The organism is Kitasatospora sp. NPDC088783, from assembly GCF_044750705.1.
In the GTDB taxonomy this organism is placed as follows: domain Bacteria; phylum Actinomycetota; class Actinomycetes; order Streptomycetales; family Streptomycetaceae; genus Kitasatospora; species Kitasatospora fiedleri.
The window spans coordinates 377,334-402,728 of sequence record NZ_JBIVKJ010000005.1; the positions used below are offsets into that span (position 1 = coordinate 377,334).

Sequence of the window (25,395 nt, forward strand, 5' to 3'; positions counted from 1 at the left end):
CGGATCAGCCTCCGCCCGAGCCGCTGCTGCTGCCCTTGGGGCAGCCGAAGCCGCCGCGCTTGGCGGCCGACTTGCTGAAGGTGCCGCCGCTCGCGGTGGTGGTGCCGGAGCCGCAGTAGTACCACTGGCCCGCGCCCGAGCCGCCCGCCGAACAGGAGTGCGCGTCGAGGACCTTGAGGGTGCCCGGATCGACGCAGCGGCTGGGGGTCTTGCTCGACGAGGAGCAGCCGGCCAGCGTCAGGGCGAGGGTGCCGACCATCCCCAGGGCGACGAAGCCGGAGCGGCGGCGGGCACCGGGGGTCGGCCGGTCCGGTCCGGTGGCGGGGGAAGGCGGCGGTGTCATGGCGGATCATCGTACGCGGGCCGCCGGACGGTGGGGGAGGTGCCCCCGGAAACTGACGGGACGCCAGTGCCCCGGGCCGTCCGTGGGATATCTTTTGCCGATCCTTGACCACGAGGCGGCCCGCACGGGCGCCCGACCTCCGGGGAGCCCCCGCAGATGAACGACATACTCCACGGCCTCGGCGCGGCCGCCGTCTACGGCCTGGTGGGCCTGGTCCTGCTGCTGCTCGGCTACCTGCTGATCGACCTGCTGACGCCCGGCAAGCTCGGCCGGCTGATCTGGGCCGAGGGCAACCGCAACGCGGCCGTGCTGCTCAGCTCCGCGCTGCTCGGCGTCGGCGGCATCGTCTACACCGCGATCCGGTACACCTACGACGACTTCGGCAAGGGCCTGCTGTCCACGCTCTGCTTCGGCGTGCTCGGCCTGCTGCTGATGGCGCTCGCGTTCTGGCTGCTGGACCTGCTCACCCCCGGGCGGCTCGGCACGATCCTGGTCTCCACCGAGCCGCACCCGGCGGTGTGGGTGTCGGCCAGCTGCAACCTGGCCGCCGCGGCGATCGTGGCCGCCTCGATCGCCTGAGCACCTGAGCGCCCCGACCCGGGCGGCCTCCCGGAAGCAACACGTCAGCGCCGTTCGGCCGGCAGCAGTTCGGCGAACAGCGGCGCCACCTGCCCGGCCTCCAGCAGGAACCCGTCGTGGCCGTGCGGCGAGGAGATCGTCCGCAGCGCGTCGGCGTCCGGCAGCAGCGCGGCCAGTTCGGCCTGCTGGGCGGGCGGGTACAGCCGGTCGGAGTCGACCGCGGCGACCAGCGCCGGGACGGCGGCCCGGCGCAGCGCCGCCGCGGTGCCGCCCCGGCCGCGCCCGAGGTCGTGGGCGTTCATGGCCTCGTTGAGGACCACGTAGCTGCCCGCGTCGAAGCGGTGGGCGAGCTTGGCGGCGTGGTGGTCCAGGTACGACTCGACGGCGAACCGCCCGCCCCGCCAGGGGTGTTCGCCGGACTGCGGGTCCCGGCCGAAGCGGGCGGCCAGCTCGGGCTCGCTGCGGTAGGTGATCTGGGCGAGGCGCCGGGCCAGGCCCAGGCCGCGGTGCGGGCCGCCGCCGGGCGGCAGGTGGTGGTAGTCGCCGCCGTGCCATCCCGGGTCCGCGCGGATCGCGTGCAACTGCGCGGAGGCGTGCGCGATCTGCTCGGCGGAGGCCGCCGCCGCGGTGGCCAGCACCAGCAGCGCCCCGACCCGCTCCGGGTGGGTCACCGCCCACTCCAGCGCGCGCATCCCGCCCATCGACCCGCCGACCACCAGCGCCCAGCGCTCGATGCCCAGGGCGTCGGCGAGCCGCACCTCGGCGGCGACCTGGTCGCGCTGGGTGAGGAACGGGAACCGGCTGCCCCAGGGCCGCCCGTCCGGCGCGGTGGCGGACGGTCCGGTGGAGCCCTGGCAGCCGCCGAGCACGTTCGGCGCGACCACGAACCAGCGGTCGGTGTCCAGCGCCCGCCCCGGCCCGACCAGTTCCGTCCACCAACCGGCCGTCCGGTGCCCCGGTCCGGCCGGCCCGGTGAGGTGGCTGTCACCGGTCAGGGCGTGCAGCACCAACACCGCGTTGGAGCCGTCGGGGTGCGGCGTGCCCCAGGTCTGGTACGCCAGCCGGGCCCCCGGCAGGGTGCCGCCCGCCTCCAGGGCGAGCGGCCCGGGCAGCGCGAACCAGCGCCGCCCGCCGACCAGATCGCCGTCCCGCCAGGCCCCGGAGGACGGCGGGACGGCGAGCTGCGGCAGGCCGTTCAGGACGCCGCGCCCTTCGCCGCGCGGAAACCCGCCTCCAGGTCGGCCCGCAGGTCCGTGACGCTCTCCAGCCCGACCGACAGGCGCACCAGGCCCGGCGCCGTCCCGGTGGCCACCAGCTGCTCGGCGTCCAGCTGGCTGTGCGTGGTGGACGCCGGGTGGATCACCAGGCTGCGCACGTCCCCGATGTTGGCGAGGTGGCTGAACAGCTCCAGCCCGTCCACGAACCGACGCCCCGCCTCGACGCCGTCGCGGAGCTCGAAGGAGAGCACCGCGCCCGCGCCGCGCGGCAGGTAGCGCTGGGCCGCCGCGTACCAGCGGCTGGAGGGCAGTCCCGGGTAGTGGACGACCGACACCTCGTCGCGCCGCTCCAGCCAGCGGGCCAGCTCCAGGGCGTTCGCGGTGTGCCGCTCCAGCCGCAGCGACAGCGTCTCCACGCCCTGCAGCAGCAGGAACGCCGAGTGCGGGGAGAGCGCGGGCCCGAGGTCGCGCAGCAGCTGGACCCGCAGCTTGGCGGCGAACGCGCCCGGGCCGAGGGCGTCCCAGAAGCGCAGGCCGTGGTAGCTCGGGTCGGGCTCGTTGAAGCCGGGGAAGCGCTCGGGGTGGGCGCCGAAGTCGAAGCTGCCGCCGTCCACGACCACGCCGCCGATGGTGGTGCCGTGCCCGCCGAGGAACTTGGTGGCCGAGTGCACCACGACGTCCGCGCCGTGCTCCAGCGGCCGCAGCAGGTACGGGGTCGGCACGGTGTTGTCGACGATCAGCGGTACCCCGGCAGCGTGCGCGACGTCCGCGACCCCGCGCACGTCCAGCACGTTGCCGCGCGGGTTGCCCAGCGACTCCGCGAACAGCGCCTTGGTGTTCGGGCGGACCGCCGCCCGCCACGCCTCCAGGTCGTCCGGGTCCTCAACGAAGCTCACCTCGATGCCGAACCGGGGCAGCGTGTGGCGCAGCAGGTTGTACGTGCCGCCGTACAGCGAGGCCGAGGACACCAGGTGGTCGCCCGCCTGGGCCACCGTCAGCAACGCCAGCGTCTCGGCGGCCTGCCCGGAGGCCAGCGCGACCGCCGCCACGCCGCCCTCCAGCGAGGCCAGGCGCTGCTCCAGCACGTCGGTGGTCGGGTTGTGGATGCGGGTGTAGATGTTGCCCGGCTCGGCGAGCGCGAACAGGTCGGCGGCGTGCGCGGTGTCCCGGAAGGCGAACGAGGTGGTCTGGTAGATCGGCACCGCCCGCGCCCCGGTCGCCGGATCGGGCTGCGCGCCCGCGTGGATCTGCCGGGTCTCGAACGACCAGCCGGGAACGGCCTCGGGGCTCTGCTCGGACATGCTGCTCCTGTACGGGATCGCGGGCGCGCCGCGGGCACGGCGGAGCCGTCGCTCGGACGCGGGAGGGCGGGGAGACACGGCACCGCCGGCGGATCTGCGCGGCCGGGGTGCCCGCCGTACCGGCGGTGCGGCGGCGCCGCCGGACGGTCACGGCGTCAGGTAAGCACAGGCCGCGAACGCCCCGCCAGCGGGTCGCCGAAACGGAAACGGGAGGACACGGGGCGCAATGTCCCGGCGACCTGACGGGTCATCATCCGATGGTCGTACCAGCGGATTCGGCCTGCTCCGGGACGGTGCCCGGGACGCCGAGCAGGGACAGGAACGCCGCGGTCGCCGGAGTGGGACCGGAGCGCGGCCAGACCACCGTCTCGATCCGGGTTGGCGCGTCCGTGACCTCCACGACGGCGACGCCGGTCAGCCGCGGGGCGTACGCGGCGGGCAGCATGGCCACCGCCAGGCCCGGGCCCACCAGGCGCGGGATGTAGGACGCCTCGTCGACCTCGAAGGCCACGTCGCGCACCAGCCCCGCGGCGGCGAACGCCAGATCGGTCTGGGCCCGCCCCGCACTGCCCGCCGGCAGGTCGACGAAGGGCTCGGCGGCCAGCTCGCGCAGCGGGACCCGGCCGCGGGAGGCCAGCGGGTGGTCCGGTGCGACGGCGGCGACCAGGGGGCCGCGGGCCAACTCGCGGGCCGTCACCCCCTCGGGCCGGAAGGTGGTCGGCAGCCCGAGGAAGGCGACGTCCAGCGCGCCCTGGCGGACCTGCTCGACCAGGTCCTTGCTGGCGCCCACCCGCAGGCTGATCCGCACCCGCGGGTGCCGGCCGCGGAACTCGCGCAGCCCGACCGGGATGTCCACCGCGGTGACGGTCGAGATCAGCCCGACCGCCAGCCGCCCGCGCACCTCGCCGACCGCCGCCGCGACCTCGGCGGCGGCCCGCTCGGCCGCCTCCAGGCACTGCCGGGCGGCCGGCAGGAAAGCCTCCCCGGCGGCGGTCAGCCGGACCCGGCGGCTGGTGCGCTCGAACAGCCGGGCGCCCAGCTCCTGTTCGAGCCGGGCGATCTGGTGGCTGAGCGCCGACTGCACGACCAGGCAGCGCTCGGCGGCCCGGGTGAAGCTCAGCGTCTCGGCGACCGCGAGGACGTAGCGCACCTGCTGGAGTTCCATGCGATCCATCATGGAACGAGATCGATGAGCTGACAAACATGTGTTGGACTCATCGATCGGGCCGGAGCCAGACTGCTGCCCATGAGAGCGAACCCCGGCACCACCCCCACCGTCAGCCCGCTCGACACCCGCGCCCCGTCCCCGGGTTCGCCCCGCCGCGCCGGTCTCGGCACCCTGCCCCGCACCGCGCTCACCGCGCTCGCCCCGATGGTCTGGGGCACCACCTACGTGGTCACCACCGAACTGCTGCCCCCCGACCACCCGATGTCAGCCGCCCTGCTGCGCGCCCTGCCCGCCGGTCTGATCGCGCTGGCCGTCACCCGGACCCTGCCGCGCGGCAGTTGGTGGGGCAAGGCCGCGGTGCTCGGCGTGCTGAACATCGGCCTGTTCCTGCCGCTGCTGTTCACCGCCGCCGAGCGCCTCCCCGGCGGCGTGGCCGCCACCCTCGGCGCCGTCCAGCCGATGGCCGTCGCCCTGCTCGCCGTCCCGGTGCTGCGCCAGCGGCTGTCCGCCCGGCGGCTGGGCTGGGGACTGGGCGGTGTGGCCGGCGTCGGGCTGGTGGTGATCGGACCGAGCGCGGGGCTGGACGCCGTCGGCGTGGCCGCCGGGCTGGGCGGCGCCGCCACCATGGCGCTCGGCGTCACGCTCACCAAGCGCTGGGGCCGCCCCGAAGGCGTCGGCCCGCTCGCGCTGACCGGCTGGCAGCTCACCGCGGGCGGCCTGTTCCTGCTGCCCACCACCTTCCTGTTCGAGGGCGCGCCCCCGGCGGTCGACGGCCGGGCCGCGCTCGGCTACCTCTGGCTGGGCCTGGTCGGCGGACTGCTCACGTACGCCCTCTGGTTCCAGGGCATCGGCAGCCTCCCGGTCACCGGCGTCGCGGTGCTGAACCTGCTGTCGCCGCTGGTCGCGGCGGTGCTCGGCGCGCTGCTGCTGGACCAGACGCTCGGGTTGGTGCAGTTGCTGGGCTTCGCGCTGGCGCTGGCGTCGATCGTGGCCGGCCAGCTGCCCGACCGCCGTACGGCCGGCGGGCTGCCCGGACGGTCCTGAGCGGTCGTCGAACGCCCGTGCCCGTCGAACGCGCACGGCCGCCCGGGAGCCGGGCGGCCGTGCGTCGGTGGATGCGGGGGCCGGTCAGATCCGGCGGATGGTGCTGATGCTCAGCGCGTCGACCGCCATGGTGCGGACCGGGGCACCGGGCTTCGGCGCGTGCACCACCATGCCGTTGCCGATGTACATGGCGACGTGGTCCTGGGCGCCGTGCACGTTGTAGATCACCAGGTCGCCGGGCTGGGCGTTGTGCCAGTCGCGGCCCACGCTGCTGCCCGCGTGCGCCTGCTCCTGCGAGGTGCGCGGCAGGTGCACGCCGGCCTGGGCGTACGCGTACACCATCAGCCCGGAGCAGTCGAAGCTGCTCGGCCCCTCGGCGCCCCAGACGTACGGCTTGCCCCGCTGGGCGAGCGCGGTGGTCACGGCGGCCTGGGCGGCACCGCTGGAAGCCTTGGGCAGGCCGGCGACGTCCAACCGGTCGGCGCCGCGCGAGGCGGTGCCCCCGTTGTCCGCGAGGATCGCCGCACGGTCGGCGGCGCTGAGCTGGTTGAGCAGCCGCTGCGACTCGGCGAGCTTGGACTGCACCTCGCCCTTGGTGTCGTTCAGCGTCCTGGTCTCGGTGTCCAGCTCGGCCAGGATCGACGAGGTCTCCTGCTTCTGCTGGTCCAGGCGGCGCTGCTGGTCCTTGAGCGCCTTGAGGATCTCGCTCTGGGTGCCGGCGGCCTGGTTGAAGGAGGACGCCTTGGTGAGGTACTGGTCCGGGTCCGCGGAGAGCATCAGCTGCATCGACGGGTCGACGCCGCCCTGCCGGTACTCGTCGGCCGCCACCTCGGCCAGCCCCGAGGCCAGCGCGGTCAGCTGCTCCTGGCTGCGGGCCACCTGGTCCTGCAACTGGCCGGCCTGCTGGCGCAGCTGGTCGGCCCGCTCCTTGGCCCCGTTGTACTTCTCGGTGGCCTGCTCCATCTCGCCGGTGAGCTTGTCGACCTGGGCCTTTACCTCGTCCTTGGACGGCTGGGCGGGCGCCGCGTGCGCCCCGGCCTGGGCCGAGAGGGCGACCACGGTCGCGGCGGCACCCGTGAGCACGGTCACCCGCGCTCGGCTCGGCTGCTTGGGGCGGCGGTGGGAGGCCATCCGAGGTTCCTTCTTCCGGTTCTGCCGGGCGAACTCTTCGCGCTTCGTTCGTCGTTCGAGTGATCATCCGAAGACGGGTTCGATGCCAGACCGTAATGAAAACCCGGCTCCGCGTCCACTCCTCCCCTCCGAACCCGGCAGGGAGAGGAGTGGCTGACTGTATGTCAGCCTGACGGCGACGCCTCGACAGGGGGCAGGTGGTATGTCACATGTGGTGGTGATGACTGATGGACGCACTACCGCAGGAGGACCGGACTCCCCTGACCAGGGCGAACGCGGCGCCGTCACCCCGGGGCGGGGCGGGGCGGACGGACAGTGCGGCGCAGAATGGCTCCGTGCTCGAACTGACCACGGAGGAGCGACTCCGCACCGCCACCGGCGACGACAGCGTGCTGGTCTGGGCCGCGCAGGGACTCGCCGGCGGCGCCCGCGCCTGGACCTCCGCCTCCGGCCGGGCCGTCGCCGTCGCCTCGCCCGCGCTCTCCGGGCGCGACCGGATCGCCGTCCGCGGGCCCGTCGCCGAACTGCTGCCGCTGCTGGACGGGGTGACGGCCCTGGTCGGCCCGAGCTACCGCCCGTTCGGGGACGCCGAACTGCTCGCGGAACTCTGCGCGCGCCACGACGGGCTGGAGTCGCGCGGGCGGTTCGGCTGGATGCAGCGCGACGGGACCGGCGCTCCACCGCTCGGTGCCGGGGCGGCGGGTGGCGGTGGTGGCGCGTACTGGCTGGCTCCCGACGAGTGGGACGAGGCCGCCGAGCTGATCGACCGCCACTTCCCCGCCTCGTACGCCCACCCGCACCGGCCGGGCGTCCGTGCCTGGGCGGGCGTCCGCGACGAGGCCGGGCGGCTCACGGCGCTCGCCGCCGACGCGTGGCCCGCCCCGACGGTCGGCCTGCTCGCCGGTGTGGTCAGCGACCCCGTGCACGGGCGCGGACGCGGGCACGCGGCGGCGGCCTGCCGACTGGTGCTCGGCGGGATCCTGGCGCGGTCGCCGCGCGCGGCGCTGATGGTGGACGACTGGAACACGGCGGCGATCGGGCTCTACCGGCGGCTCGGCCTCGACCACCGGTTCCTCGGCGCGGCGGCGCAGCGCGGGGCCGACGCGGCGGCGGTGCCCGGACGGGAGGGCGGGTCCCGTCCGGGCGCGGTGCCGGAACTTGTCACCCGCGGTCGCTAGCGTGTTCGCATGACCGATGCCGAGCACGATCTGCGCCGTCTGCTGCCCAGTGGGGACCCGAGTACCGTCGCCGGACTGCTGCCCGCCGGGCGCCTGGTCAGCCCCCGGCAGGGAGGGGAGGAGGCGGCGCCGGTGCTCTGGCTGAGCGACGGGCCGGCACCGCTCGGGCTGTGGGAGAAGCTCCACCGGGAGCACCCGCGCAGCGGGCTGTGGCCGCTGCTGCTCGCGCCGCTGCGGGTCGGGGAGGAGGAGTTCCGGCCCTGGGCGACGGGCGAACTCGACACCGTCTCCGCCAGCGAACCCGACTGGTACGACCCGGGCGCGCTGCTGCGCACCGGCTGGGAGTACTCCACGGTCGTGGACTCCGACGGCGAGCCGCTCGACCCGGAGGAGATGTCCGAACTCGGGCGGTCCGTCGCCCCGTTCCTCGACGGCTGGCCCGGCACCGCGCCCGCGGCCGAGCAGGCCGGCGACCCCGACGGGGCGGCCCGCGCGCTCGCCCGGGAACTGCTCGCGGGCAACGCGCACCTGCGGATCGGCCTGGTCGCCGCGGCGAGCGGGGCGGAGGCGCTGACCGCCTGCGGCTGGTCGGGCCCGGTCAACCACGAGGACGACATCGCCAAGGTGTCCGCCGTCCTGCTGGACTGGGAGCGCCGTTACGGCACCCGGCTGGTCCAGGTCGGCTTCGCGGAGCTGGAGTTGAGCGTGGCCGCCCCGCCCGGCGACGGGCGGAGCGCGCTGCGGATCGCCGCCGAGCACCTGGCGTTCTGCCCCGACAACATCTTCCAGGGCGCGGGCACGCTCACCGAGTACGCGCCCGGGCTGGTCGGAGCCGCGCAGTGGTCCTTCTGGTGGGACTGACGGGCACCCGCCGCTGGTGCGTTCCCCGGGAGAACGTCAACTCCGGTTGATCACGCCCCACTCGTGCGAGCGAAGAATCGCACAAGAATTCGCTCCGGCGGGTGGTTTGGCCTCCGTAGCGCCGAGTTCCCGTCTCCACGGACCCTAGGGTTGCCGACAAGACAGGGACGGAGCGGTACGGATCGGGCCGAAAAGCCCAGGGGGGAGCAGACCATGACGGAAAGCACGCGGACGGGCACCGGCGGATCGGGAGCAGGCTCGATGCTCCGCCGCACCCTGGGCGAACAGCGGATCGCCCTGGTCGCCTGGCGGCTGCTGGTGCTGCAGAACGCGCACCCGGCGGTCGCCGCCGGGGTCAGCCAACTGTCGACCTACCGCAGCCACCCGTGGCGGCGGATCGAGCACACCATGGACAGCGGCCGACGCCTGTTCTCCGCCGACCGGGAAGCCCTGCACCTGGAGGTCCAACGACTCGCACGGAGCCACCGCCGGATCGCCGGGGTCGACGACCGGGGCCGTCCCTACACCGCGCTCGACCCCGCCGTCCGGGTCTGGGTGCTGGTGACGCTGTACGAGGCGATGACCGCCCTCCACGCGCTCACCGGGCGCCCGTTGCGCCCCGCCCAACTGGACCGGCTCTATCGGGAGTTCCGCACGGTCTGCGCCGCCTTCGAACTCCCCGACGAACTGTTCCCGCCCACCGCCGCCGACGTGCCCGACTACATCGGCGCCACCATCCGGGACACCCTGGAGTTCACCGAAGCGGCCCAGGACATGCTGTACACCGTCCTGACCCGCGCACCGGCCCCGCGCCGCCTCGGCCGACTCCGCCCCGCCTGGCCGCTGCTGCGCAGACTCGTCGCCCGCTTCCTGACCACGCTCACCCTGGCCGACCTGCCATCGGAGTTCCGCGCCAAGTTCGGCCTGCCGCGCAGCCGGGGCGCGGCCGTGCTCTCCTGGGTCGTCCACCGCGGCGCCCGGGCGGTGGCGCTCCAACTGCCGGACCGGTTGCGCTACCGCACGCTGTCGGACGGCGGGCGGGCCCGACCACAGCAGGCCAGGCCACCGCGCCCGGCGCGCACCCCGCGCCGGGACAACCGGCCGGCGCGGATGGCCGCGTTCTACCGCCAGGTGATGGACCAGACCGGGGACGGACGGCTGACCTCGGCCGACTTCCAGGCGATGGCCCACAACATCTGCTGGCCGCTGGAGCTCGACCAGGCCGGTGAGTCCGCCGTGTACGCCGCCTTCGACACCTGGTGGCACCACCTGCTGGCCACCGTGGACGCCGACGGCAACGGCGAGATCTCCTGCGAGGAGTTCGTCACCGCGATGCTCGCCGGCATCGACCGGGACCCGGACTACCTGGACCAGGGACTGCACGTCGCCGTCCGCGCCATGTTCCGCGCCGCCGACCTCGACCACAGCGGCCTGCTGGACGCCGAGGAGTACCGCACCCTGTTCGGCGGCTCCCGGGTCCATCCCGCCGAACTGACCCACGGCTTCCGCCAACTGGACACCGACGGGGACGGACAGATCACCGAGGAGGAGTTCGTGAGGGGATTCGCCGAGTTCTTCACCGCCCGGACGGAGAGCACCGCCGGTACCCAACTGCTGGGTCGACCATGACGGCACGGCGCTGAGCCGTGACGTCGGTGCCGGTACTGCCGCGGGCGCGGGCGGCGGTGCTGGTCGGGGCCGGGTGCGGAGACCGCCCCGGGGGGCAGTTCCTTGACAACTGGAGAGAGGGTGAACCGCCGGTCGGGCGGATCGAGGAACTGGTGCGGACCCAGGGCCCGGTCGCCGAGGCCGCCGTCGCGCCGCTCAACGCCAGGACCGGCCACGGCCGCGTGCCGTACGACTTCCTCGCGTACGGCGGCAGCCGCAGCCGGGCGGACTTCCCCTCGAACTCGCCCGCCCGGTCAGACCGGCTTCGCCACCGCCTGTAGCGACTGGTTGGTGGCCGCCAGCACCTCGCCACCGGACCGCGTTCCCAGCGGGCGGCGTAGTTCGGCGATCTCCGGATCGGCCGCCGACACGGTGAGGGTGTAGGGGGCGGGGCCGGTGACGTTCTGGCCGGCGTCGGTCCGCGGGGTCAGCCCGGCGGCCAGCGCCGGTGCGTCGACGCCGGGGCACAGCGCCGCGGCGGGCAGCACCACGTGGGCGGTCGCGCCGCCGTCGGTGATCAGCCAGCCCCGGCCGTCGGGAGTGTGCGCGGCGCCGTCCACCGTGGTGGGCAGCCCGTGGGCGGCGGCCACCACCCCGTTCGGGCCCTCGATCTCGACCGCGACGCCCGCGCTGCCCAGCGGGGCGGCGAGTACCAGCGGGGCGTCCGAGCCAGAGCCGAGCTCCAGGTCGAAGACGAACTCGCCGGGCCGGCCGGCGTCCAGCCGCTGGTAGCCGTAGGAGGCGAAGCGCAGCCAGGGACCGGTGGGCTTCCCGGCGGACTCCCCGGCGGGGAGCGCGTCGGCGGTGGTCGGAAAGTGGTGGTAGCCGTGCTGCCCGCACTTGCTGCCGGCGAACGTCCCGCCGCCGGGAAGCGCCTGGTCGACGGTGGGACGGGGGCTGCCAGGGCGGGTGCCCGGGGACGCGATCTGCGGGGTGTGCGCCCGGTTCGGTCCGAACAGCAGCCCGCCGACCACGAGGAGGACGATCAGCACACCGAGCACCACCGTCCAGCGCTCGCCCCGGCTGAGCGTGCGGAACCGGGTGCCGAACCGTCCGGAGCCGGAGCGGCGGGCGCGGCGGGCACGGGCCGGGCCGTCCTGGGACCAGCGGCGGCCACCCGGATCGACCGGAGGCTCGTGGCGCCAGCGCTCGCTGAGCATCCTGGTCCGGGCGGACGGCTCGCTCACGGTGGCGGAGCGGATGAACTCCTCGTCCAGGACCAGACCTTCGAACGGGTCCGGAGGTTCGACGGCATCGGGCGGGCGGCGGTCGGGCATTGCGCCAGTATGCCCGCCGGGAGTGTCGCCGCGGGGCTATGTTCTGGATCACGGACGCGGCAGACCCGGGAAGGCCCCGGTGCGGCCCGCCGTCCGGGAAGGGCGACCGCCGTGCCGCAGATCCTGATCGACCACTCGCCGGGCCTGGACTTCGACGCCACGGGCTTCGCCAAGGAGGTGCACCAGCTGATTCCCGCCGTCGTCGACACCCGGGTGGAGGACTGCAAGACACTGGTGCGCGAGGCTGCGCAGCACCTGGTGGGCGACGGCGCGTCGACGGAGGCGGTGGTGCTGGTCGAGATCAAGCTCCTGGCCGGTCGCAGCGCAGAGATCCGGAGCACGCTCACCACCCGGGTGACGGAGCTGCTGCGCGCGTACGTCCGGGTGCCCGCCGCGTTCTGCGTGGAGGTCACCGAACTCGACCGGGAGACCTACGTGTTCGTGCAGCACCCCGGACAGTGAGGGCCGGGGGGAGGACCGGAGAGTAGGACCGAGGGAGTGGGGGCCGGCGCCCGCCGGGCGGTAGCCGTGGCGGTGACGGCGGGGGTGGCGCCGATGGCGGGGCCGGGGTGGATGTGGGGGTCGAAGGAGGGCGATGGCCGGGGCGGCGGGGCGTCAGAGTCCGGGCGTGGATTCGTCGAAGAGTAGGCAGCGGGCCCGGTGGTTCAGGTCGAGGGTGCGTCCGGAGACCACCTGGCGGCCCCGTTCGTCCACCTCCCGGGCGGTGTGGTGGATGCCCTTCGCACGGCTCAGGTCGGGGACGCGAGCGGTGCGGTCCGGGTAGCCGCTGTCCGGGATGAAGATCAGGTACTCCCAGTCGCGGGCCGGGTTGTGCACGGTGGAGCAGGGGTCGGGCGACAGGCGGATGGTGACGAAGTCCTTGTCGTTGGCCACCGCGGAGCGGCCGAACCCGAACGCCCCGGTGCGGGGCAGGTCCAGCCGGGGGGTGGTGACGCCGCGCTTCGCCTGCTGGAACACCCAGATCTCGCCGTTCTGCTGTCCGTTGTCATCCTCGCGCTCGTAGAGGCAGAACGCGTCGGCGGGACAGGCCGCGACGCCGTGCCCGCGCGCCAGGTGAGCGCCGGACCGCTGGGTGGTGGCCGCCCCTGCGGGGCTCGCGGCGGCGGCCAGGACGAGTAGCCCGACCGCCGCACAAGTGATCATCTTCTTCATGCCCCGCCCAACGAGCCCCGGCCGGGCCGGGTACGCGCCCGCCCGCCTTTCGTGACGGTTCGTCACTCGGGCGGTGGATCTTGATACTCAGCGTGACGATTTGGCGTTGATGTGTCACTCGGGAGCTGTGGAATTCACCTGGAGGGAAATGGAGGTCTGACCCCCGGCACCCGGCCGGACGGGGGCGGGGCCGGACGGGGGCGGGGCCGGTGACCGAGCGCTCCGGTCGGCGAGTGAGCACGCGGGTCGGCGACTCGGGCGGGCGTTGTCGGTGGCGCCGAGGAGCCGGGACGCGGTGGTCGGAACCCGGCCGCGGATGGTGGAGCCGGGCGGCTCACGCCCCCTGGCGGGTGTGACCCGGCCCGCGTTGTCCGCCGGCCCGGTAGCGGCCCGGGGTCGTGCCGACGAGGTCGGTGAACGCCGCGATGAAGCCGCTGGGGTTGGCCCAGCCGCAGGCGTGGGCGGTGTACGTGGTGTCGTGGCCCTCGGCCAGCAGCACCAGCGCGTGGTGCACGCGCAACTGCGTGCGCCACTCGTAGAACGTCATGCCGAGCTCGGCGCGCAACAGCCGGCTCAGGGTGCGGGCACTGGTCCCGACCTGCCGGCCGAGCCCGGCCAGCGTGGTGGTGTCGGCGGGCGTCCGGGACAGGATCCGCTCGATCGCCCGCAGCCGGTCGTCGCGCGGGTGCGGCAGGTGCAAGGGCTGTTCGTCGGCCTCGCGCAGTTCCTCGACCAGGACCCGCAACAGACGCCCGCGCGCGGCGCGGCCGTAGCCGGGCACCGCCCCACCCCCACCGCCCGAGCCGTGGTGGCCGTCGCCGCGCGGGCCGGTCAGGGCGAGCAGCACCTCCCGCGCCAGGCCGGAGACGCCGAACACCGCCGGACGCCCCGGCACCAGCCGGGCCAGGGACGGCGGCAGGAAGACGATCCGCATGTCCGTGTCCCCGTGGGCGCGATGCCGGTGGGTGAACCCGGCCGGTGTCCACGCGACCCGGTTGGCCGGGACGATCGACGTCCCGGTCTCGGTGTGCAGCGCCAGGACACCACTGGCCGCGTACACCAGGTGCCCGCGCGCGTGCGCCTGGACCCCGCTGCCGCCGCCGGAGGGCCACAGGTGGCGCCCGCCGGAGGGCCACGTCAGCGACGTGGCGCCGGCGTCCGGGCGGGCTTGGCGGCGAACGGGCATCGGTTGGCAGCCTATCGGTGGCAAGCCACGACGTGCGTCGACGAGGCTTTTCGTCGTGAGCGGTGGCCCCCGACGCCACGGCCGAGCAGGTGAGGGGAAGTCCCATGGCAACGTTCGTCCTTGTTCCCGGCGGTTGGCACGGCTCCTGGGCGTTCGAGGCCGTGGTCCCGCTGCTGGAGCGGGTCGGCCACACCGTCCACACCCTGACCCTGACCGGCCTCCGCCCCCACGACGACCCCGCCACGATCGCCACCGCCAACCTCGACACCCACACCGACGACGTGTTGCGCCTGCTGGAGCGCACCCACCTCGACGACGTGACGCTGGTCGGCCACAGCTACGCCGGGATGGTGATCACCGCCGCCGCCGACCGTGCCGACCGGCGGGTCCGCCGCCTGGTGTACCTGGACGCCTGCGTACCGCGCGACGCCGAGTCGTGCTGGTCCCTCATGAACGAGGGCTACCGGGAGTCGTTCGTCGCCGGTGCGGCCACCAGCGGCTACGCCGTCCAACCCCCGTGGCGGCCGGACGGCGACCCGCGCCGTCGCCCCCACCCGCTCGCCGCCCTCCTGCAGACGGTCCGCCTCACGGGCGCCCACGCCGACGTCCCCCGCCGCGAGTTCGTCTACTGCTCGGGATGGGAGGACCGCACACCGTTCGCCGACCAGCGCACCCGGCTGCTCGCCGACCCGGGATGGACCGTCCACGACCTGCCGACCGCCCACAACGCCATGCGCGAAGACCCGGGGGCGGTCGCCGCGCTCCTGCTCCACGAAGCGGACGACCCCGGTGGACCTGGTGGACCCGGCTGAGACGCCGCCCTCGCCCAGGGACGGACGGCCCGGTCGAGGTCGTGGCGTGCCCGGTCGAGCCGGGTGGCAACGGACACCCCCGGCCGGACAGCGCGACGGGCCGGGTGATCGCCGCCCGGCTCTGCCCGACCCGCCGCACCGCGCGTTCGGTCACAGGGCCGCGGGAGGGCTTCCGGAACAGTCCCGGCCGGTGCGCGGGCACGTGCTGCGAGGACGGGAGGAAGGGCTGTGAAGAGGACTCGCTCGTACGGTCGCGGTTACGGGCCGAGGTGCACGGACGCCGGTCCCGGCCGGTGGTGCGGGTGGGCGGTCGGGTGCCGGTTGCGTGCCGGGCTTGAACCGGGCGGGCGGGGCGAGGCAGCATCGTTGGTGGACAGCTTCCCCCGTGCGCAGGAGGCCCGCTCATGTCCGTCGAACAGCTGCTCCGTTCCCTGCCCGCCGAGGCCCCCGCCCCCGTGCTCAGGCCGACCGTGGTGGAGGTCCCCGGCCGGGCCCGGGTGCTGCGGTTGGACGGGGAGATCGACCTCGACCAGCGGCGCCTCCTGCGCCGGGCGTTGGAGCGCGCCCTGCGCGCCGCGCCGGCCCGCCTGCTGGTGCTGGACCTGTCCCGGCTCGTGTTCTGCGACGTGACGGGGCTGAACGAACTGCTGCGGGCCCGGGAGGAGGCCGAGGCCGCCGGGTCCGGGCTGGTGCTGGCCGGGCCACTCCCGCAGACGGCCCGGCTGCTGGAGGCCACCGGCACCCGGGCGGTGTTCGAGGTGCACGACAGCGTCGCCGACGCCCTGGCCCACCGGGGGCGGCGATGAGCACCGACAGCCGGACCCAGCCGGAGCGGTACGTCGTCACCCTGCCCGGCCGTCCGGGCGCGCACTGCCGGGCGCGGACCGTCACCGTGTACCGCACCGGCCGGACCGGCCCCGGGGGAGGAGCCGTGTACGCGGACGCCGACGGCACGTTCCTGGTGGAGGTCACCGGTCAGGTCGCCAGCCCGCTGTCCCCGTCGCGCGGGTCCGGGCTGCCGGTCGTCCTGCACGCCCACCCCATGCCCTGACCGGCGAGGCCCTGGTCGGAGAGGTCGGGCGCGGAGCGTCCTGCCGCCGGTCGGGTGAACCCGGCGACCCTGCTGCCTTGGGCTCCGGCGGGCGGGGTAGGCGCGGATCATGCGCGCACTCATCCTCAACTGCACCCTGAAGCCCTCGCCCGAGCCGTCCAACACGGACGCCCTCGCCTCCCGCGTCGCCGACGCCCTGGCCGAGCGCGGGGTGGAGGTCGGTACCGTCCGGGTTGTCGACCTGGACATCCGGCCCGGCGTGAAGACCGACATGGGCGGCGGCGACCAGTGGCCCGCCGTCCACGAGCGGCTGCTCGCCGCCGACATCCTGATCGTCGCCTCGCCGACCTGGGTCGGTCGGCCGTCCTCGGTCGCCCAGCGGGTGCTGGAGCGGATGGACGCGATGATCTCCGAGACGGACGACGACGGCGTCCCGGTCGCGTTCGGCAAGGTGGCCGGCGTGGTGGTGACCGGCAACGAGGACGGTGCCCACCACGTGATCAGCGAAATCTGCGGCGGCCTGGTCGACATCGGCTACACGATCCCCGCCCAGGCCTGGACGTACTGGCACCTGGGCCCCGGCCCCGGCCCCGACTACCTGGACGAGGAGAAGGGCCACGACTGGGCGCACACCACCGGCCGCACCATGGCCGCCAACCTGCACCACGTCGCCTCGGCACTCGCCACCCGAGCCTGGCCCGCCCCCGCGCAGTGACCACCGACGCCGGCACCGCCCCGCCGCGGTCCCCGCTCCGGGGACCGGGCGGGCGGAGAGGAAGGAACGAGCGATGACCCGCGACCGGTCCGCGTCGAGCGACCCCGTCGAGCAGTACCCGAAGCCCGACTTCGCCGAGCAGCAGCAGCCGCACCCCGGGAGCAGCGCGGAGATGGACCCGGAACCGGACTACGGCGAGGACACCTACCGCGGCACCGGCCGCCTGGCGGAGCGGGTCGCGCTCGTCACCGGCGCGGACTCCGGCATCGGCCGGGCCGTCGCGCTCGCCTTCGCCCGGGAGGGCGCCGACGTCGCGTTCTGCCACCTGCCCGAGGAGGAGGACGACGCGCGGGAGACGGTCCGGCTGGTCCGCGGCGCCGGACGGCGCGCCCTGGCGGTGGCGGGGGACGTCCGGGAGGAGCGGTTCTGCACGGACCTGGTGGCCCGCTGCGTCGCCGAACTCGGCGGCCTGGACGTGCTCGTCAACAACGCCGCCTACCAGATGTCCCAGCCGGACGGCCTGGCCGCCATCACCACCGAGCAGTTCGACCGGGTGGTGAAGACCAACCTGTACGCGATGTTCTGGCTCTGCCGGGCGGCGCTGCCGCACCTGAAACCGGGGTCGTCGATCATCAACACCGCGTCCGTCCAGGGCTACAAGCCGAGCCCGCACCTGCTGGACTACGCGACCACCAAGGGCGCCGTCGTCACGTTCACCCAGGGCCTGGCCCAGCAGCTCGCCCCCGAGGGCGTCCGGGTCAACGCCGTCGCCCCGGGCCCGGTGTGGACGCCGCTGATCCCCGCCACGATGGACGCCGAGAAGGTCGCCGGGTTCGGCAAGCAGTCCCCGCTGGGCCGCCCCGCCCAGCCCGCCGAGATGGCCCCCGCCTACGTCTTCCTGGCCTCGGCGGAGGCCGGCTACATCACCGGCGACATCGTCAACGCCACCGGGGGCACCCCGCTGCCCTGACCGCCCCGCTGCCCCGACCCCCGCAGAGCCGCAGAGCCGCAGAGCCGCGACCGTGACGGAAGGACCTCGACCGTGCGCCTGAGAACCAGCGACCCCCACCGGCCGGGGTACCGGCGGGTGCGGCACGGCCGGGGCTTCCGGTACCTCGCCCCGGACGGCCGGCCGGTGGGCGACGGGGAGCGGGCCCGCCTCAAGGCGCTGGCGGTGCCGCCCGCCTGGACCGAGGTGTGGATCTGCCCGTACCCCAACGGGCACCTCCAGGCCGTCGGCACCGACGCGGCCGGCCGCCGCCAGTACCTCTACCACCCGGCGTTCCGGGCCCGGCGGGACGAGGCCAAGCACGAGCACGTCGTGGCGGCGTCGGCGGCCCTCCCGAAGCTGCGGGCCGCCGTCGAGCGGGACCTCGCGGCGCGCGGACTGGGCCGCGAACGGGTGCTGGCGTGCGCGACCCGCCTGCTGGACCTCGGGCTCTTCCGGATCGGCTCCGACGCCTACGCCCGGGAGAACGGCTCCTACGGCCTGACCACCGTCCTGCGCTCGCACGTCACCCTGGCCCGCGGCGAGGTCCGCTTCGACTACCCGGCCAAGTCCGGCCGGCGGCGGATCGCGGCCCTCGCCGACCCGCCGACCCACGCCGTGGTCCGGTCCCTGCTGCGCAGCCGGTACCCGGGCGAGCGGCTCCTGGTCCACCGGGAGGGCCGCTCGTGGCACGAGGTGCACGGGAGCGACCTCAACGCGTACCTGCGCGAGACCGGCGGAAGCGACCTCACCGCCAAGGACTTCCGGACCTGGAACGCCACCGTCCTGGCCGCGGTCGGGCTCGCCGTCTCGCGGCCGGCGGCCGCGAGGTCCGAGGCGGCCCGGCGGCGGGCGGTGACGCGGGTGGTCCGGGAGGTGGCCGACTACCTGGGCAACACCCCGGCCGTCTGCCGGGCCTCCTACATCGACCCGCGCCTGATCGAACTGTTCGAGGAGGGCGTCACCATCGCCCCGGCCCTCGGCGGACTGGGCGCCGACGGCGGGCCGGTCGCCACGCACGGCCCGGTCGAGGACGCGGTCCGCGCGCTCCTCTCCTGATCGCCCGCCCGCCAACCCGCCAGCCCGCCAGCCCGATCGCCCGATCGCCCGATCGCCGGACCGGCTCGCGGCGGAGGTGCGGGCCGGACGCGTGGGCGGACGCGGTGGCGCGTCGGGATCAGGGCGCGGCGGCGGCCGGGGGTGCGTCGCGGTCGTGGACGAGGACGCCGGCGGCGTAGGTGGCGCGGACGGCCCGGTCGTCGCCCAGCACGGCGAGCACGAAGAGCAGTTCCTCGACGTCCTCGGCCCGGGCGGTGCGCCGGGCCAGCAGCGGGGTGGCCTTCGGGTCCAGCACCACGAAGTCGGCCTCGTGGCCGGGTTCCAGCGAGCCGACCGTCCCCTCCAGGCCCATCGCCTGCGCGCCGCCGCGGGTGGCGAGGTGGAACGCCTCGACCGCGTCCAGCGGGTAGCCGGTGAGCTTGGCGACCTTGTGGGCCTCGTTCATGGTCGCCAGCATCGAGAAGCTCGTCCCCGCGCCGACGTCCGTGCCCAGGCCGAGGCGCACCGGCCGGGCCGGGTCCTTGGCGGCGCGGACGCGGAACAGGCCGCTGCCGAGGAACAGGTTGGACGTGGGGCAGTGCGCGAGCGCCGTCCCGGTCTCCGAGCAGCGGGCCCGTTCCCGCCCGGTCAGGTGGACGCCGTGGGCGAGCACCGCGCGCGGGCCGAGCAGCCCGTGGTGGTCGTAGACGTCCAGGTAGCCGCTCCGTTCCGGGAACAGCGAGCGGACGCGGGCGACCTCGTCGGTGTTCTCCGAGACGTGCGTGTGCACCAGCGTCCCCGGGTGCTCCCGCCACAGGGCCCCGGCCGCCTCCAGCTGTTCGGGGGTGCTGGTGGGGGCGAAGCGCGGGGTGATCGCGTAGAGGTTGCGGCCCTTGCCGTGCCAGCGCTCGATCAGTGCCTTGGAGTCGTCGTAGCCGCGCCGGGCGGTGTCCAGCAGCGCGTCGGGGGCGTCCCGGTCCATCAGCACCTTCCCCGCCGCGATCCGCAGGTCGCGCCGGGACGCCTCCGCGAACAGGGCGTCCACCGACTGCGGGTGGACCGTGCAGAAGGCCAGCGCGGTGGTGGTGCCGTTGCGCAGCAGCTCGTCGCAGAACGCGGCGGCCGTGTCCGCGGCGTACCGGGCGTCGGCGAAGCGCCGTTCCTCGGCGTAGGCGTAGTGGTCCAGCCAGTCGTCCAGCCGCGAGCCGAACGCGGCGATGACGCCGGTCTGCGCGTAGTGGACGTGGGTGTCGACGAACCCGGCGCTGATCACGTGGTCCGGGTAGTGCACCGGGGTGGTGCCCGCGGGGAGCCGGTCGCGCAGCGCGGTGTGGTCGCCGATCGCGGTGATCCTGCCGTCCTCGCAGATCAGCAGGCCGTCGGGCTCGTGGACGAAGGACTCCGCCCGGTCGGTCAGGAACGGGTCGGCCCGGAACCAGACCATCCGCCCGCGTACCGCCGTCGTGCCCCGTGCTCCGGTTGCCGTTGCCATGGGGGAGTATCCCCACGTCGCTCCGCGGATGGTCAAACCGGCTAGACGACCTGGTGCGGCGTCATGCGGCCTGCCGGGGGCGCGGGGTGAGGGCGGCGTGCTCCAGCGGGGCGGACGGGTCGACGGAGAGGTCGAGCGGGGCGGGTGCGGCGCCGGAGCGGGCCAGCAGGTCGCCGATGGCGGCGACCATCGCGCCGTTGTCGGTGCACAGGCGCGGTGGCGGGACGCGCAGGGTGATGCCGGCGGCGGCGCAGCGCTGCTCGGTCAGGGCGCGGACGCGGGAGTTGGCGGCGACGCCGCCGACCACGACGAGGGTGGTGATGCCGTGGTCGGTGCAGGCGCGGACGGCCTTGCGGGTGAGGGTGTCGGCGATCGCCTCCTGGAGGGAGGCGGCGGCGTCGGGCACGCGGGGGGTGGTGCCGGCGGCGCGGTGGGCCTCGACCCAGCGGGCGGCGGCGGTCTTCAGGCCGGAGAAGGAGAAGGCGTACGGGTCGTCGTGCGGTCCGGTGAGCGGGCGGGGCAGGCGGACGGCGGCCGGGTCGCCGGTGCGGGCGGCGCGGTCGACGGCGGGGCCGCCGGGGTAGGGCAGGCCCAGGACGCGGGCGGTCTTGTCGAAGCACTCGCCGGCCGCGTCGTCCAGGGTGTCGCCGAGGTGGACGATCGGGTCGCGGGCCAGGTCGTGCACCAGCAGCAGCGAGGTGTGGCCGCCGGAGACGATCAGCACCACGCAGGGGTTCGGCAGCGGCCCGCCGTCCAGGGCGGCGGCGGCGACGTGTCCGGCCAGGTGGTGCACGCCGTACAGCGGCACGCCGAGCGAGAACGCGTAGCCCTTCGCCGCCGCCACGCCGACCTGGAGCGCGCCGGACAGGCCGGGGCCGGTGGTGACGGCCACCGCGCCGACGTCGGCGAGGGTCAACCCGGCGCGCTCCAGGGCCTCGTGCACCACCGGGGCCATGGCGTGGACGTGCGCGCGGGCGGCGATCTCCGGGACCACGCCGCCGTAGCGGGCGTGCTCGTCCATGCTGGAGGCCACTGCCTGCCCGAGCAGCACCCCGTCCCGCACCAGCCCCGCGCCCGTCTCGTCGCAGGACGACTCGATCCCCAGCACCACCGGCGACTTCGCCACCAGCCCGCCCTCCACTCCGCAATAGGTTCGCACTTGCACACAGTGTGCAGTAAGGGGCCGTGAAGCGCGTACTCCCCGCCCTCCCGGGCTTTCCGGACCCGGGCGCTCCGGGGGTGCGTTTTCGGCCAGGCGCTTGACCTCTCCGAAGATGACGGGACATGCTCAAGCCGCGTCGGACGCAGGGGGACATCCGGAGCAGAGCGACTTCCGACCCGCACTCCAGGGAGGTGTGAGACCGTGCGTTCCGTTGCTCCTCCGGCGGTGGCGCCCGTCGCGTCGGGCCGGCTGCCGCTCCTCGGGCACCTGCCGCACCTGGCCGTCCGGCGGGTGGAGTTCCTGCAGTCGGTCAGGGGCCAGGGCGACATCGTCAGGATCTTCCTCGGCAACCGGCCGGTGTTCGTCCTGAACTCGCCCGAGGCGGTCCACGAGGTCATGGTGACGCAGGGCCGGAAGTTCGGCAAAGGGCTGCTGTTCGACGTCGCGCGCCCCTTCATCGGCAACGGCATCATCACCTCCGACCGGGACCTCCACCGGCGCCAACGGCGGGCGCTCCAACCCGCCTTCCGCCGCGACGGCATCGCCGCGTGCGTCGGCACGATGGCGGGCATCGCGGAGGAGCAGGTGGCGGCCTGGCGGCCGGGCGAGGTGATCGCCATGGACCTGGTGCTGCGCCGGATGATGACGGCCATGCTGGTCGCCACCCTGTTCAGCACCGGACGCCCGGACGGCGCCGCCGCGGTGGCCGCGCTCGGGGAGCGGGTGGCCGAACACCTGACCACGGTGATGCGCGGGGTCTTCGTGGGCACCGTCCTGCCCGCGCGGATCGCGACCTCGCCCGCGCTCGGGCACCGCAGGTACCTGGCCGCGGCCGCCGCGCTGCGCGAACTCGCCGACACCGCCGTCCGGCAGGCCCGGCAGGACCCCGCCGACCACGGCGACCTGCTGTCGGCCATGTTCGCCCCGACCCCCGGCAACCCGGACGGGATGACCGACACGGAGGCCCGCGACGAACTGCTGTCCCTGCTGATGGCCGGCGCCGAGACCACCTCGACCACGCTGGCCTGGGCGCTCCACGAACTCGGACGGCGCCCGGAGATCACCGATCGGATCAAGGCGGAGTGCGACGCGCTGCCCGCCGACGCCCTCCCCGGCGCCGCCGCGCTCCCCTTCACCGACCGCTTCCTCCGGGAGGTGCTCCGGCTGCACCAGCCCAGCTGGATCCTCATGCGGCGGGCCCTGGAACCGGTGCGGGTCCGCGGCGTCGAACTCCCCGCGGGCGCCGAGCTGATCTACAGCGCGGTGACGATGCACCGGGACCCCGCGCACTTCCCCGACCCCCTGCGGTTCGACCCGGACCGGTGGCTCGACCGCCCCGAGAAGGACCTCCCGCCGGGCGTCTACGTGCCGTTCGCCCTGGGCAACCGGAAGTGCATCGGGGACCACTTCGCGATGACCGAGATGCTGGTCGTCCTCCGCTCGATCGTCACCCGCTGGCGCCCGCACCCGGTCCAGGGGCACCGGGTCCGGCCGGTGGTCCAGGCGCTGATCCGGCCCGACGCGCTGCCCATGCGCGTCTCGCCCTGGCCGACCCGCTGAACCCACCCCCCCACGCCCACGGAGGCGCGCCCCACCATGACACCGACGGCAGAGACGACCGCGCCCGCCGACGCCCCCCGGCACCCGGCCCCGGCGCCCCTCGCCCTCCCCTTCCCCGGCCGGACCAGCCCCGACCTGCGCGCCGCCCACGACCGCCACCTCGGCTGGCCGAAGTCCTTCGGGTTCCTCGCCTCGGAAGCGGAGGAGTCCCACCACCTCAAGGGCCAGTTCCCGCTGATCGCGGCCATGTTCTACCCGAACGCGACCGGAGCCGAACTGGACCTGGGCGTCGACCAGCAGAGCTGGTACTTCCTGTTCGACGACGCCCTCGACGAGCGGTGGGGCCGGTCGCCCGACCGGGTCCGGCACCTGGTCGGACTCGTCAAGGAGGGCGTCACCGGCGAGGCGTCCCCGCTCCCGCTGGCCGCCGCCTTCGCCGACATGCGGCGGCGCAGCTGCCGGGGCATGCCCGAGGACTGGCGCCGGAGGTCGGCCGCCCACTGGTCCTCCTACCTGGACCACCACGTCCACGAGGCGCGCAGCCGCCGGGACGGCGTCCCGATGCCGCTGAGCACCTACCTGCGGGTGCGGCGCCACACCATCGGCGTGGCACCGGTCATCGACCTCGCCGAGCGGCTCTCCTCGTGCGTCCTGCCGGACCACCTGTACACGCTGCCGCACCTGTCGGTCATGCGCGAGATGGCCAAGACGTTCGTCATCTGCGACAACGACCTCGTCTCGCTGGACAAGGACGCGGCCCTGGGGGAGCCGAACAACCTCGTGCTCTGCCTGGAACGCGAACACGGCCTCTCCCGGCCGGAAGCCCTGGCGCGCACCCGCCGCCGCCGCGCCGAGGCGCTGGACCTCTTCACCGCCGCCCAGCGCGCCCTGCTCGACCCGGCGGCGACCGGCCACCTCGACCCGGCCGAACGCGAACTGCTGCGCCGCTACTGCACCGAGGCGCTGCAGACCACCGTCCGCGGCGCCCACGACTGGCACCACGCCTCCACCCGCTACCACGGGTAGCGCGGGCACCCGCCAGCCCGACGAGACGGCCCTCCCGGGGCCGACCCAACCGAGGAGCACGCACCGTGTCCGACCAGCGCCCGGCATCCTTCGTGGCCTCCGAACGGGACCGCCGCCGCCCCTTCGACCCGTCACCCGACCTGCTGCGCCTGCGCGGGGAGAGCGGCCTGCCGCGCCTGCGCGTCGTCCACCCGGTGCGCGGGGAGATCGAGGCCGCCGTCCTCACCCGGTACGAGGACGTCCGGGCCGCCTTCGCCGACGAACGCCTGGTGACGGGCGACGGCATCGACCCGGAACTGCCGCGCACCCTGTTCAACCACCCCGGCTTCCTGCCCGCCTACAGCGGACCGGAACACGCCCGCCTGCGCCGCATGCTCACCGGCAGCTTCACCGTCCGCCAGGTCGAACGGCTGCGGCCGGCGATCCGGGAGACGGTCGCCGCCCACCTCGACGCCATGGCCGAACACGGCCCCGTCGTCGACCTGGTCGAGGCGTTCGCCCTGCCCGTCCCCTCCCTGGTGATCTGCGAACTGCTCGACGTCCCGTACGGGACGCGGTCGGTGTTCCAGCGCTGCGCACAGGTGATCATGGACGGGACGGCCGGAGCCGACCGGCTGGTGGCCGCGTCGGCCGAACTGAACGCAGCCATGGCCGACACCGTCGCCCGCCACCGGGCCGCCCCGGGCCACGGCGTGCTGGGCGCGGTGGTGCGGCAGCACGGCGCCGAACTCACCGACGACGAACTCGTCGGATTCGGCACCACCCTCCTGGTCGGCGGACACGAGACCACGGCGACCATGCTCGCCCTGAGCGTGCTGGCCCTGCTCCGCCACCCGGACCAGCTCGCCGCCCTCCGCGACGACCCCGCGACCACCGGCCCGGCCGTCGAGGAACTCCTGCGCCACCTCGCCATCCCCGCCCCGCTGCTGCGCACCGCCGTGACCGACGTCGAGGTCAACGGCCAGCGGATCGCCGCCGGCGAGCACGTGCTGCTCTCCCCGCTGACCGCGAACCGCGACCCCGCCCTCGTCCCCGAACGCCCCGACGAACTCGACGTCCACCGCCGCCCGGTCGCCCAACTCTCCTTCGGCTTCGGCGTCCACCAGTGCCTGGGCCAGCAACTGGCCCGGCTGGAGCTGAGGATCGCCCTGCCGGCCCTGCTACGCCGTTTCCCCGCCCTCCGGCTCGCCGTCCCCGAAACGGCCCTCCGGTTCCGCCGGGGCTCGACGGTCTACGGCGTCGAGCAACTCCCGGTCGCCTGGTGACCGTACGGGCCGGATGACCGTACGGACCGGGTGACCGCGCGGGCCGGGTGACCGGCCGGAGCGGCCGGGGGCGATTTCGGCCGCGGGTTCCGGCGGCATGGTTGACCAAGTTGAAGCGGGCATGGCATTTTCGTGCGGCGCGGGCGTGCGCCGACCGGTC

Annotated in this window: 26 protein-coding genes; 16 read left to right on the top strand and 10 right to left on the bottom strand. The window is 74.9% G+C overall.

The window, feature by feature from the left end:
• Positions 1-4 precede the first annotated feature (4 nt).
• Positions 5-343 (bottom strand): hypothetical protein, encoded by a 339-nt coding sequence (locus ACIP60_RS17580; RefSeq protein WP_400685055.1) that lies wholly within the window; start codon positions 341-343, stop codon positions 5-7.
• A 156-nt stretch (positions 344-499) separates the two neighbouring features.
• Here ACIP60_RS17580 and ACIP60_RS17585 point away from each other — a divergent pair, with 156 nt between their 5' ends.
• Positions 500-922 carry a DUF350 domain-containing protein gene (locus ACIP60_RS17585; RefSeq protein ID WP_100838857.1) on the top strand — a complete coding sequence of 141 codons (423 nt, stop codon included), beginning with the start codon at positions 500-502 and terminating at the stop codon, positions 920-922.
• Positions 923-966: 44 nt separating this feature from the next.
• Here the strand turns inward: ACIP60_RS17585 and ACIP60_RS17590 are convergent, their stop codons facing one another.
• The 3 genes from ACIP60_RS17590 to ACIP60_RS17600 form a co-directional block, all read right to left on the bottom strand.
• Positions 967-2,121 carry a homoserine O-acetyltransferase gene (locus ACIP60_RS17590; RefSeq protein ID WP_400685385.1) on the bottom strand — a complete coding sequence of 385 codons (1,155 nt, stop codon included), beginning with the start codon at positions 2,119-2,121 and terminating at the stop codon, positions 967-969.
• Positions 2,118-3,440, bottom strand: a complete 1,323-nt coding sequence (locus ACIP60_RS17595; RefSeq protein ID WP_400685058.1) for a bifunctional o-acetylhomoserine/o-acetylserine sulfhydrylase — start codon at positions 3,438-3,440, stop codon at positions 2,118-2,120. Before ACIP60_RS17595 ends, ACIP60_RS17590 begins: the two co-directional genes overlap by 4 nt.
• Before the next feature lie 250 nt (positions 3,441-3,690).
• Positions 3,691-4,605, bottom strand: a complete 915-nt coding sequence (locus tag ACIP60_RS17600; RefSeq protein WP_400685061.1) for a LysR family transcriptional regulator — start codon at positions 4,603-4,605, stop codon at positions 3,691-3,693.
• Between the two features lie 207 nt (positions 4,606-4,812).
• Here ACIP60_RS17600 and ACIP60_RS17605 point away from each other — a divergent pair, with 207 nt between their 5' ends.
• Positions 4,813-5,652 carry an EamA family transporter gene (locus tag ACIP60_RS17605; RefSeq protein WP_400685388.1) on the top strand — a complete coding sequence of 280 codons (840 nt, stop codon included), beginning with the start codon at positions 4,813-4,815 and terminating at the stop codon, positions 5,650-5,652.
• Positions 5,653-5,736: 84 nt separating this feature from the next.
• On the opposite strand, the gene ACIP60_RS17610 is transcribed toward ACIP60_RS17605, so the two are convergent.
• A complete protein-coding gene (locus ACIP60_RS17610; RefSeq protein WP_400685063.1) occupies positions 5,737-6,783 on the bottom strand; it encodes an NlpC/P60 family protein in 1,047 nt (348 codons plus the stop codon).
• A 335-nt stretch (positions 6,784-7,118) separates the two neighbouring features.
• On the opposite strand from ACIP60_RS17610, the gene ACIP60_RS17615 reads away from it, so the two are divergent.
• From ACIP60_RS17615 to ACIP60_RS17630, 4 genes are all read left to right on the top strand, one after another.
• On the top strand, positions 7,119-7,961 hold the full coding sequence (locus ACIP60_RS17615; RefSeq protein ID WP_400685066.1) for a GNAT family N-acetyltransferase: 843 nt from the start codon (positions 7,119-7,121) through the stop codon (positions 7,959-7,961).
• A 9-nt stretch (positions 7,962-7,970) separates the two neighbouring features.
• Positions 7,971-8,822, top strand: coding sequence for a DUF4253 domain-containing protein (locus ACIP60_RS17620; protein WP_400685069.1), 852 nt, complete (start codon positions 7,971-7,973; stop codon positions 8,820-8,822).
• A 213-nt stretch (positions 8,823-9,035) separates the two neighbouring features.
• Complete coding sequence (locus ACIP60_RS17625; protein ID WP_400685072.1) at positions 9,036-10,451, top strand: oxygenase MpaB family protein; 1,416 nt, start codon at positions 9,036-9,038, stop codon at positions 10,449-10,451.
• A 152-nt stretch (positions 10,452-10,603) separates the two neighbouring features.
• Positions 10,604-10,771 carry a hypothetical protein gene (locus tag ACIP60_RS17630; RefSeq protein WP_400685075.1) on the top strand — a complete coding sequence of 56 codons (168 nt, stop codon included), beginning with the start codon at positions 10,604-10,606 and terminating at the stop codon, positions 10,769-10,771.
• Here ACIP60_RS17630 and ACIP60_RS17635 read toward each other — a convergent pair.
• Complete coding sequence (locus tag ACIP60_RS17635; RefSeq protein ID WP_400685077.1) at positions 10,745-11,767, bottom strand: hypothetical protein; 1,023 nt, start codon at positions 11,765-11,767, stop codon at positions 10,745-10,747. The genes ACIP60_RS17630 and ACIP60_RS17635 overlap by 27 nt on opposite strands.
• A gap of 111 nt (positions 11,768-11,878) precedes the next feature.
• On the opposite strand from ACIP60_RS17635, the gene ACIP60_RS17640 reads away from it, so the two are divergent.
• Positions 11,879-12,229, top strand: a complete 351-nt coding sequence (locus ACIP60_RS17640) for a 5-carboxymethyl-2-hydroxymuconate Delta-isomerase (RefSeq protein ID WP_400685080.1) — start codon at positions 11,879-11,881, stop codon at positions 12,227-12,229.
• Positions 12,230-12,382: 153 nt separating this feature from the next.
• Here the strand turns inward: ACIP60_RS17640 and ACIP60_RS17645 are convergent, their stop codons facing one another.
• Both ACIP60_RS17645 and ACIP60_RS17650 read right to left on the bottom strand, forming a co-directional pair.
• Entirely contained in the window at positions 12,383-12,940 is a 558-nt protein-coding gene (locus ACIP60_RS17645) for a hypothetical protein (RefSeq protein WP_400685082.1), read from the bottom strand.
• Between the two features lie 334 nt (positions 12,941-13,274).
• Positions 13,275-14,126 carry an AraC family transcriptional regulator gene (locus ACIP60_RS17650; RefSeq protein ID WP_400685085.1) on the bottom strand — a complete coding sequence of 284 codons (852 nt, stop codon included), beginning with the start codon at positions 14,124-14,126 and terminating at the stop codon, positions 13,275-13,277.
• 104 nt (positions 14,127-14,230) lie between these two features.
• Here ACIP60_RS17650 and ACIP60_RS17655 point away from each other — a divergent pair, with 104 nt between their 5' ends.
• From ACIP60_RS17655 to ACIP60_RS17680, 6 genes are all read left to right on the top strand, one after another.
• Positions 14,231-14,938: an alpha/beta fold hydrolase gene (locus ACIP60_RS17655; protein WP_400685088.1), complete on the top strand. Its 708-nt coding sequence runs from the start codon at positions 14,231-14,233 to the stop codon at positions 14,936-14,938.
• 404 nt (positions 14,939-15,342) lie between these two features.
• A complete protein-coding gene (locus tag ACIP60_RS17660) occupies positions 15,343-15,744 on the top strand; it encodes an STAS domain-containing protein (RefSeq protein WP_400685091.1) in 402 nt (133 codons plus the stop codon).
• Positions 15,741-15,989, top strand: coding sequence for a DUF6296 family protein (locus ACIP60_RS17665; protein ID WP_400685094.1), 249 nt, complete (start codon positions 15,741-15,743; stop codon positions 15,987-15,989). Before ACIP60_RS17660 ends, ACIP60_RS17665 begins: the two co-directional genes overlap by 4 nt.
• Before the next feature lie 109 nt (positions 15,990-16,098).
• Positions 16,099-16,704, top strand: coding sequence for a flavodoxin family protein (locus tag ACIP60_RS17670; RefSeq protein ID WP_400685096.1), 606 nt, complete (start codon positions 16,099-16,101; stop codon positions 16,702-16,704).
• A gap of 73 nt (positions 16,705-16,777) precedes the next feature.
• Positions 16,778-17,674 carry an SDR family oxidoreductase gene (locus ACIP60_RS17675; protein WP_400685098.1) on the top strand — a complete coding sequence of 299 codons (897 nt, stop codon included), beginning with the start codon at positions 16,778-16,780 and terminating at the stop codon, positions 17,672-17,674.
• A 72-nt stretch (positions 17,675-17,746) separates the two neighbouring features.
• Entirely contained in the window at positions 17,747-18,751 is a 1,005-nt protein-coding gene (locus tag ACIP60_RS17680) for a DNA topoisomerase IB (RefSeq protein ID WP_400685101.1), read from the top strand.
• 118 nt (positions 18,752-18,869) lie between these two features.
• Here the strand turns inward: ACIP60_RS17680 and guaD are convergent, their stop codons facing one another.
• Positions 18,870-20,222 carry a guanine deaminase gene (gene guaD, locus ACIP60_RS17685; protein ID WP_400685103.1) on the bottom strand — a complete coding sequence of 451 codons (1,353 nt, stop codon included), beginning with the start codon at positions 20,220-20,222 and terminating at the stop codon, positions 18,870-18,872.
• 61 nt (positions 20,223-20,283) lie between these two features.
• Positions 20,284-21,381 (bottom strand): tRNA (adenosine(37)-N6)-threonylcarbamoyltransferase complex transferase subunit TsaD, encoded by a 1,098-nt coding sequence (tsaD, locus tag ACIP60_RS17690; RefSeq protein ID WP_400685106.1) that lies wholly within the window; start codon positions 21,379-21,381, stop codon positions 20,284-20,286.
• Between the two features lie 204 nt (positions 21,382-21,585).
• Between tsaD and ACIP60_RS17695 the strand changes: the two genes are divergently transcribed.
• The 3 genes from ACIP60_RS17695 to ACIP60_RS17705 all read left to right on the top strand — a co-directional run bounded on the left by ACIP60_RS17695 (position 21,586) and on the right by ACIP60_RS17705 (position 25,235).
• The gene (locus tag ACIP60_RS17695; protein WP_400685109.1) at positions 21,586-22,944 is read left to right on the top strand and encodes a cytochrome P450; all 1,359 of its coding nucleotides are present in this window, start codon (positions 21,586-21,588) and stop codon (positions 22,942-22,944) included.
• Positions 22,945-22,980: 36 nt separating this feature from the next.
• On the top strand, positions 22,981-23,970 hold the full coding sequence (locus ACIP60_RS17700) for a pentalenene synthase (RefSeq protein WP_400685111.1): 990 nt from the start codon (positions 22,981-22,983) through the stop codon (positions 23,968-23,970).
• 65 nt (positions 23,971-24,035) lie between these two features.
• The gene (locus tag ACIP60_RS17705; RefSeq protein ID WP_400685113.1) at positions 24,036-25,235 is read left to right on the top strand and encodes a cytochrome P450; all 1,200 of its coding nucleotides are present in this window, start codon (positions 24,036-24,038) and stop codon (positions 25,233-25,235) included.
• Positions 25,236-25,395: the final 160 nt, after the last annotated feature.

Excerpts from the sequence above, each read along its gene's own strand:
- ACIP60_RS17600 (WP_400685061.1), bottom strand. The coding sequence starts at position 4,605 with ATGGAACTCCAGCAGGTGCGCTACGTCCTCGCGGTCGCCGAGACGCTG.
- ACIP60_RS17645 (WP_400685082.1), bottom strand. The coding sequence starts at position 12,940 with ATGAAGAAGATGATCACTTGTGCGGCGGTCGGGCTACTCGTCCTGGCC.
- ACIP60_RS17585 (WP_100838857.1), top strand. The coding sequence starts at position 500 with ATGAACGACATACTCCACGGCCTCGGCGCGGCCGCCGTCTACGGCCTG.
- guaD (WP_400685103.1), bottom strand. The coding sequence starts at position 20,222 with ATGGCAACGGCAACCGGAGCACGGGGCACGACGGCGGTACGCGGGCGG.
- ACIP60_RS17670 (WP_400685096.1), top strand. The coding sequence starts at position 16,099 with ATGCGCGCACTCATCCTCAACTGCACCCTGAAGCCCTCGCCCGAGCCG.
- ACIP60_RS17665 (WP_400685094.1), top strand. The coding sequence starts at position 15,741 with ATGAGCACCGACAGCCGGACCCAGCCGGAGCGGTACGTCGTCACCCTG.
- ACIP60_RS17610 (WP_400685063.1), bottom strand. The coding sequence starts at position 6,783 with ATGGCCTCCCACCGCCGCCCCAAGCAGCCGAGCCGAGCGCGGGTGACC.
- ACIP60_RS17635 (WP_400685077.1), bottom strand. The coding sequence starts at position 11,767 with ATGCCCGACCGCCGCCCGCCCGATGCCGTCGAACCTCCGGACCCGTTC.
- ACIP60_RS17660 (WP_400685091.1), top strand. The coding sequence starts at position 15,343 with ATGTCCGTCGAACAGCTGCTCCGTTCCCTGCCCGCCGAGGCCCCCGCC.
- ACIP60_RS17580 (WP_400685055.1), bottom strand. The coding sequence starts at position 343 with ATGACACCGCCGCCTTCCCCCGCCACCGGACCGGACCGGCCGACCCCC.
- ACIP60_RS17650 (WP_400685085.1), bottom strand. The coding sequence starts at position 14,126 with ATGCCCGTTCGCCGCCAAGCCCGCCCGGACGCCGGCGCCACGTCGCTG.
- ACIP60_RS17675 (WP_400685098.1), top strand. The coding sequence starts at position 16,778 with ATGACCCGCGACCGGTCCGCGTCGAGCGACCCCGTCGAGCAGTACCCG.
- ACIP60_RS17625 (WP_400685072.1), top strand. The coding sequence starts at position 9,036 with ATGACGGAAAGCACGCGGACGGGCACCGGCGGATCGGGAGCAGGCTCG.
- ACIP60_RS17700 (WP_400685111.1), top strand. The coding sequence starts at position 22,981 with ATGACACCGACGGCAGAGACGACCGCGCCCGCCGACGCCCCCCGGCAC.
- ACIP60_RS17620 (WP_400685069.1), top strand. The coding sequence starts at position 7,971 with ATGACCGATGCCGAGCACGATCTGCGCCGTCTGCTGCCCAGTGGGGAC.
- ACIP60_RS17655 (WP_400685088.1), top strand. The coding sequence starts at position 14,231 with ATGGCAACGTTCGTCCTTGTTCCCGGCGGTTGGCACGGCTCCTGGGCG.
- ACIP60_RS17595 (WP_400685058.1), bottom strand. The coding sequence starts at position 3,440 with ATGTCCGAGCAGAGCCCCGAGGCCGTTCCCGGCTGGTCGTTCGAGACC.
- ACIP60_RS17605 (WP_400685388.1), top strand. The coding sequence starts at position 4,813 with ATGGTCTGGGGCACCACCTACGTGGTCACCACCGAACTGCTGCCCCCC.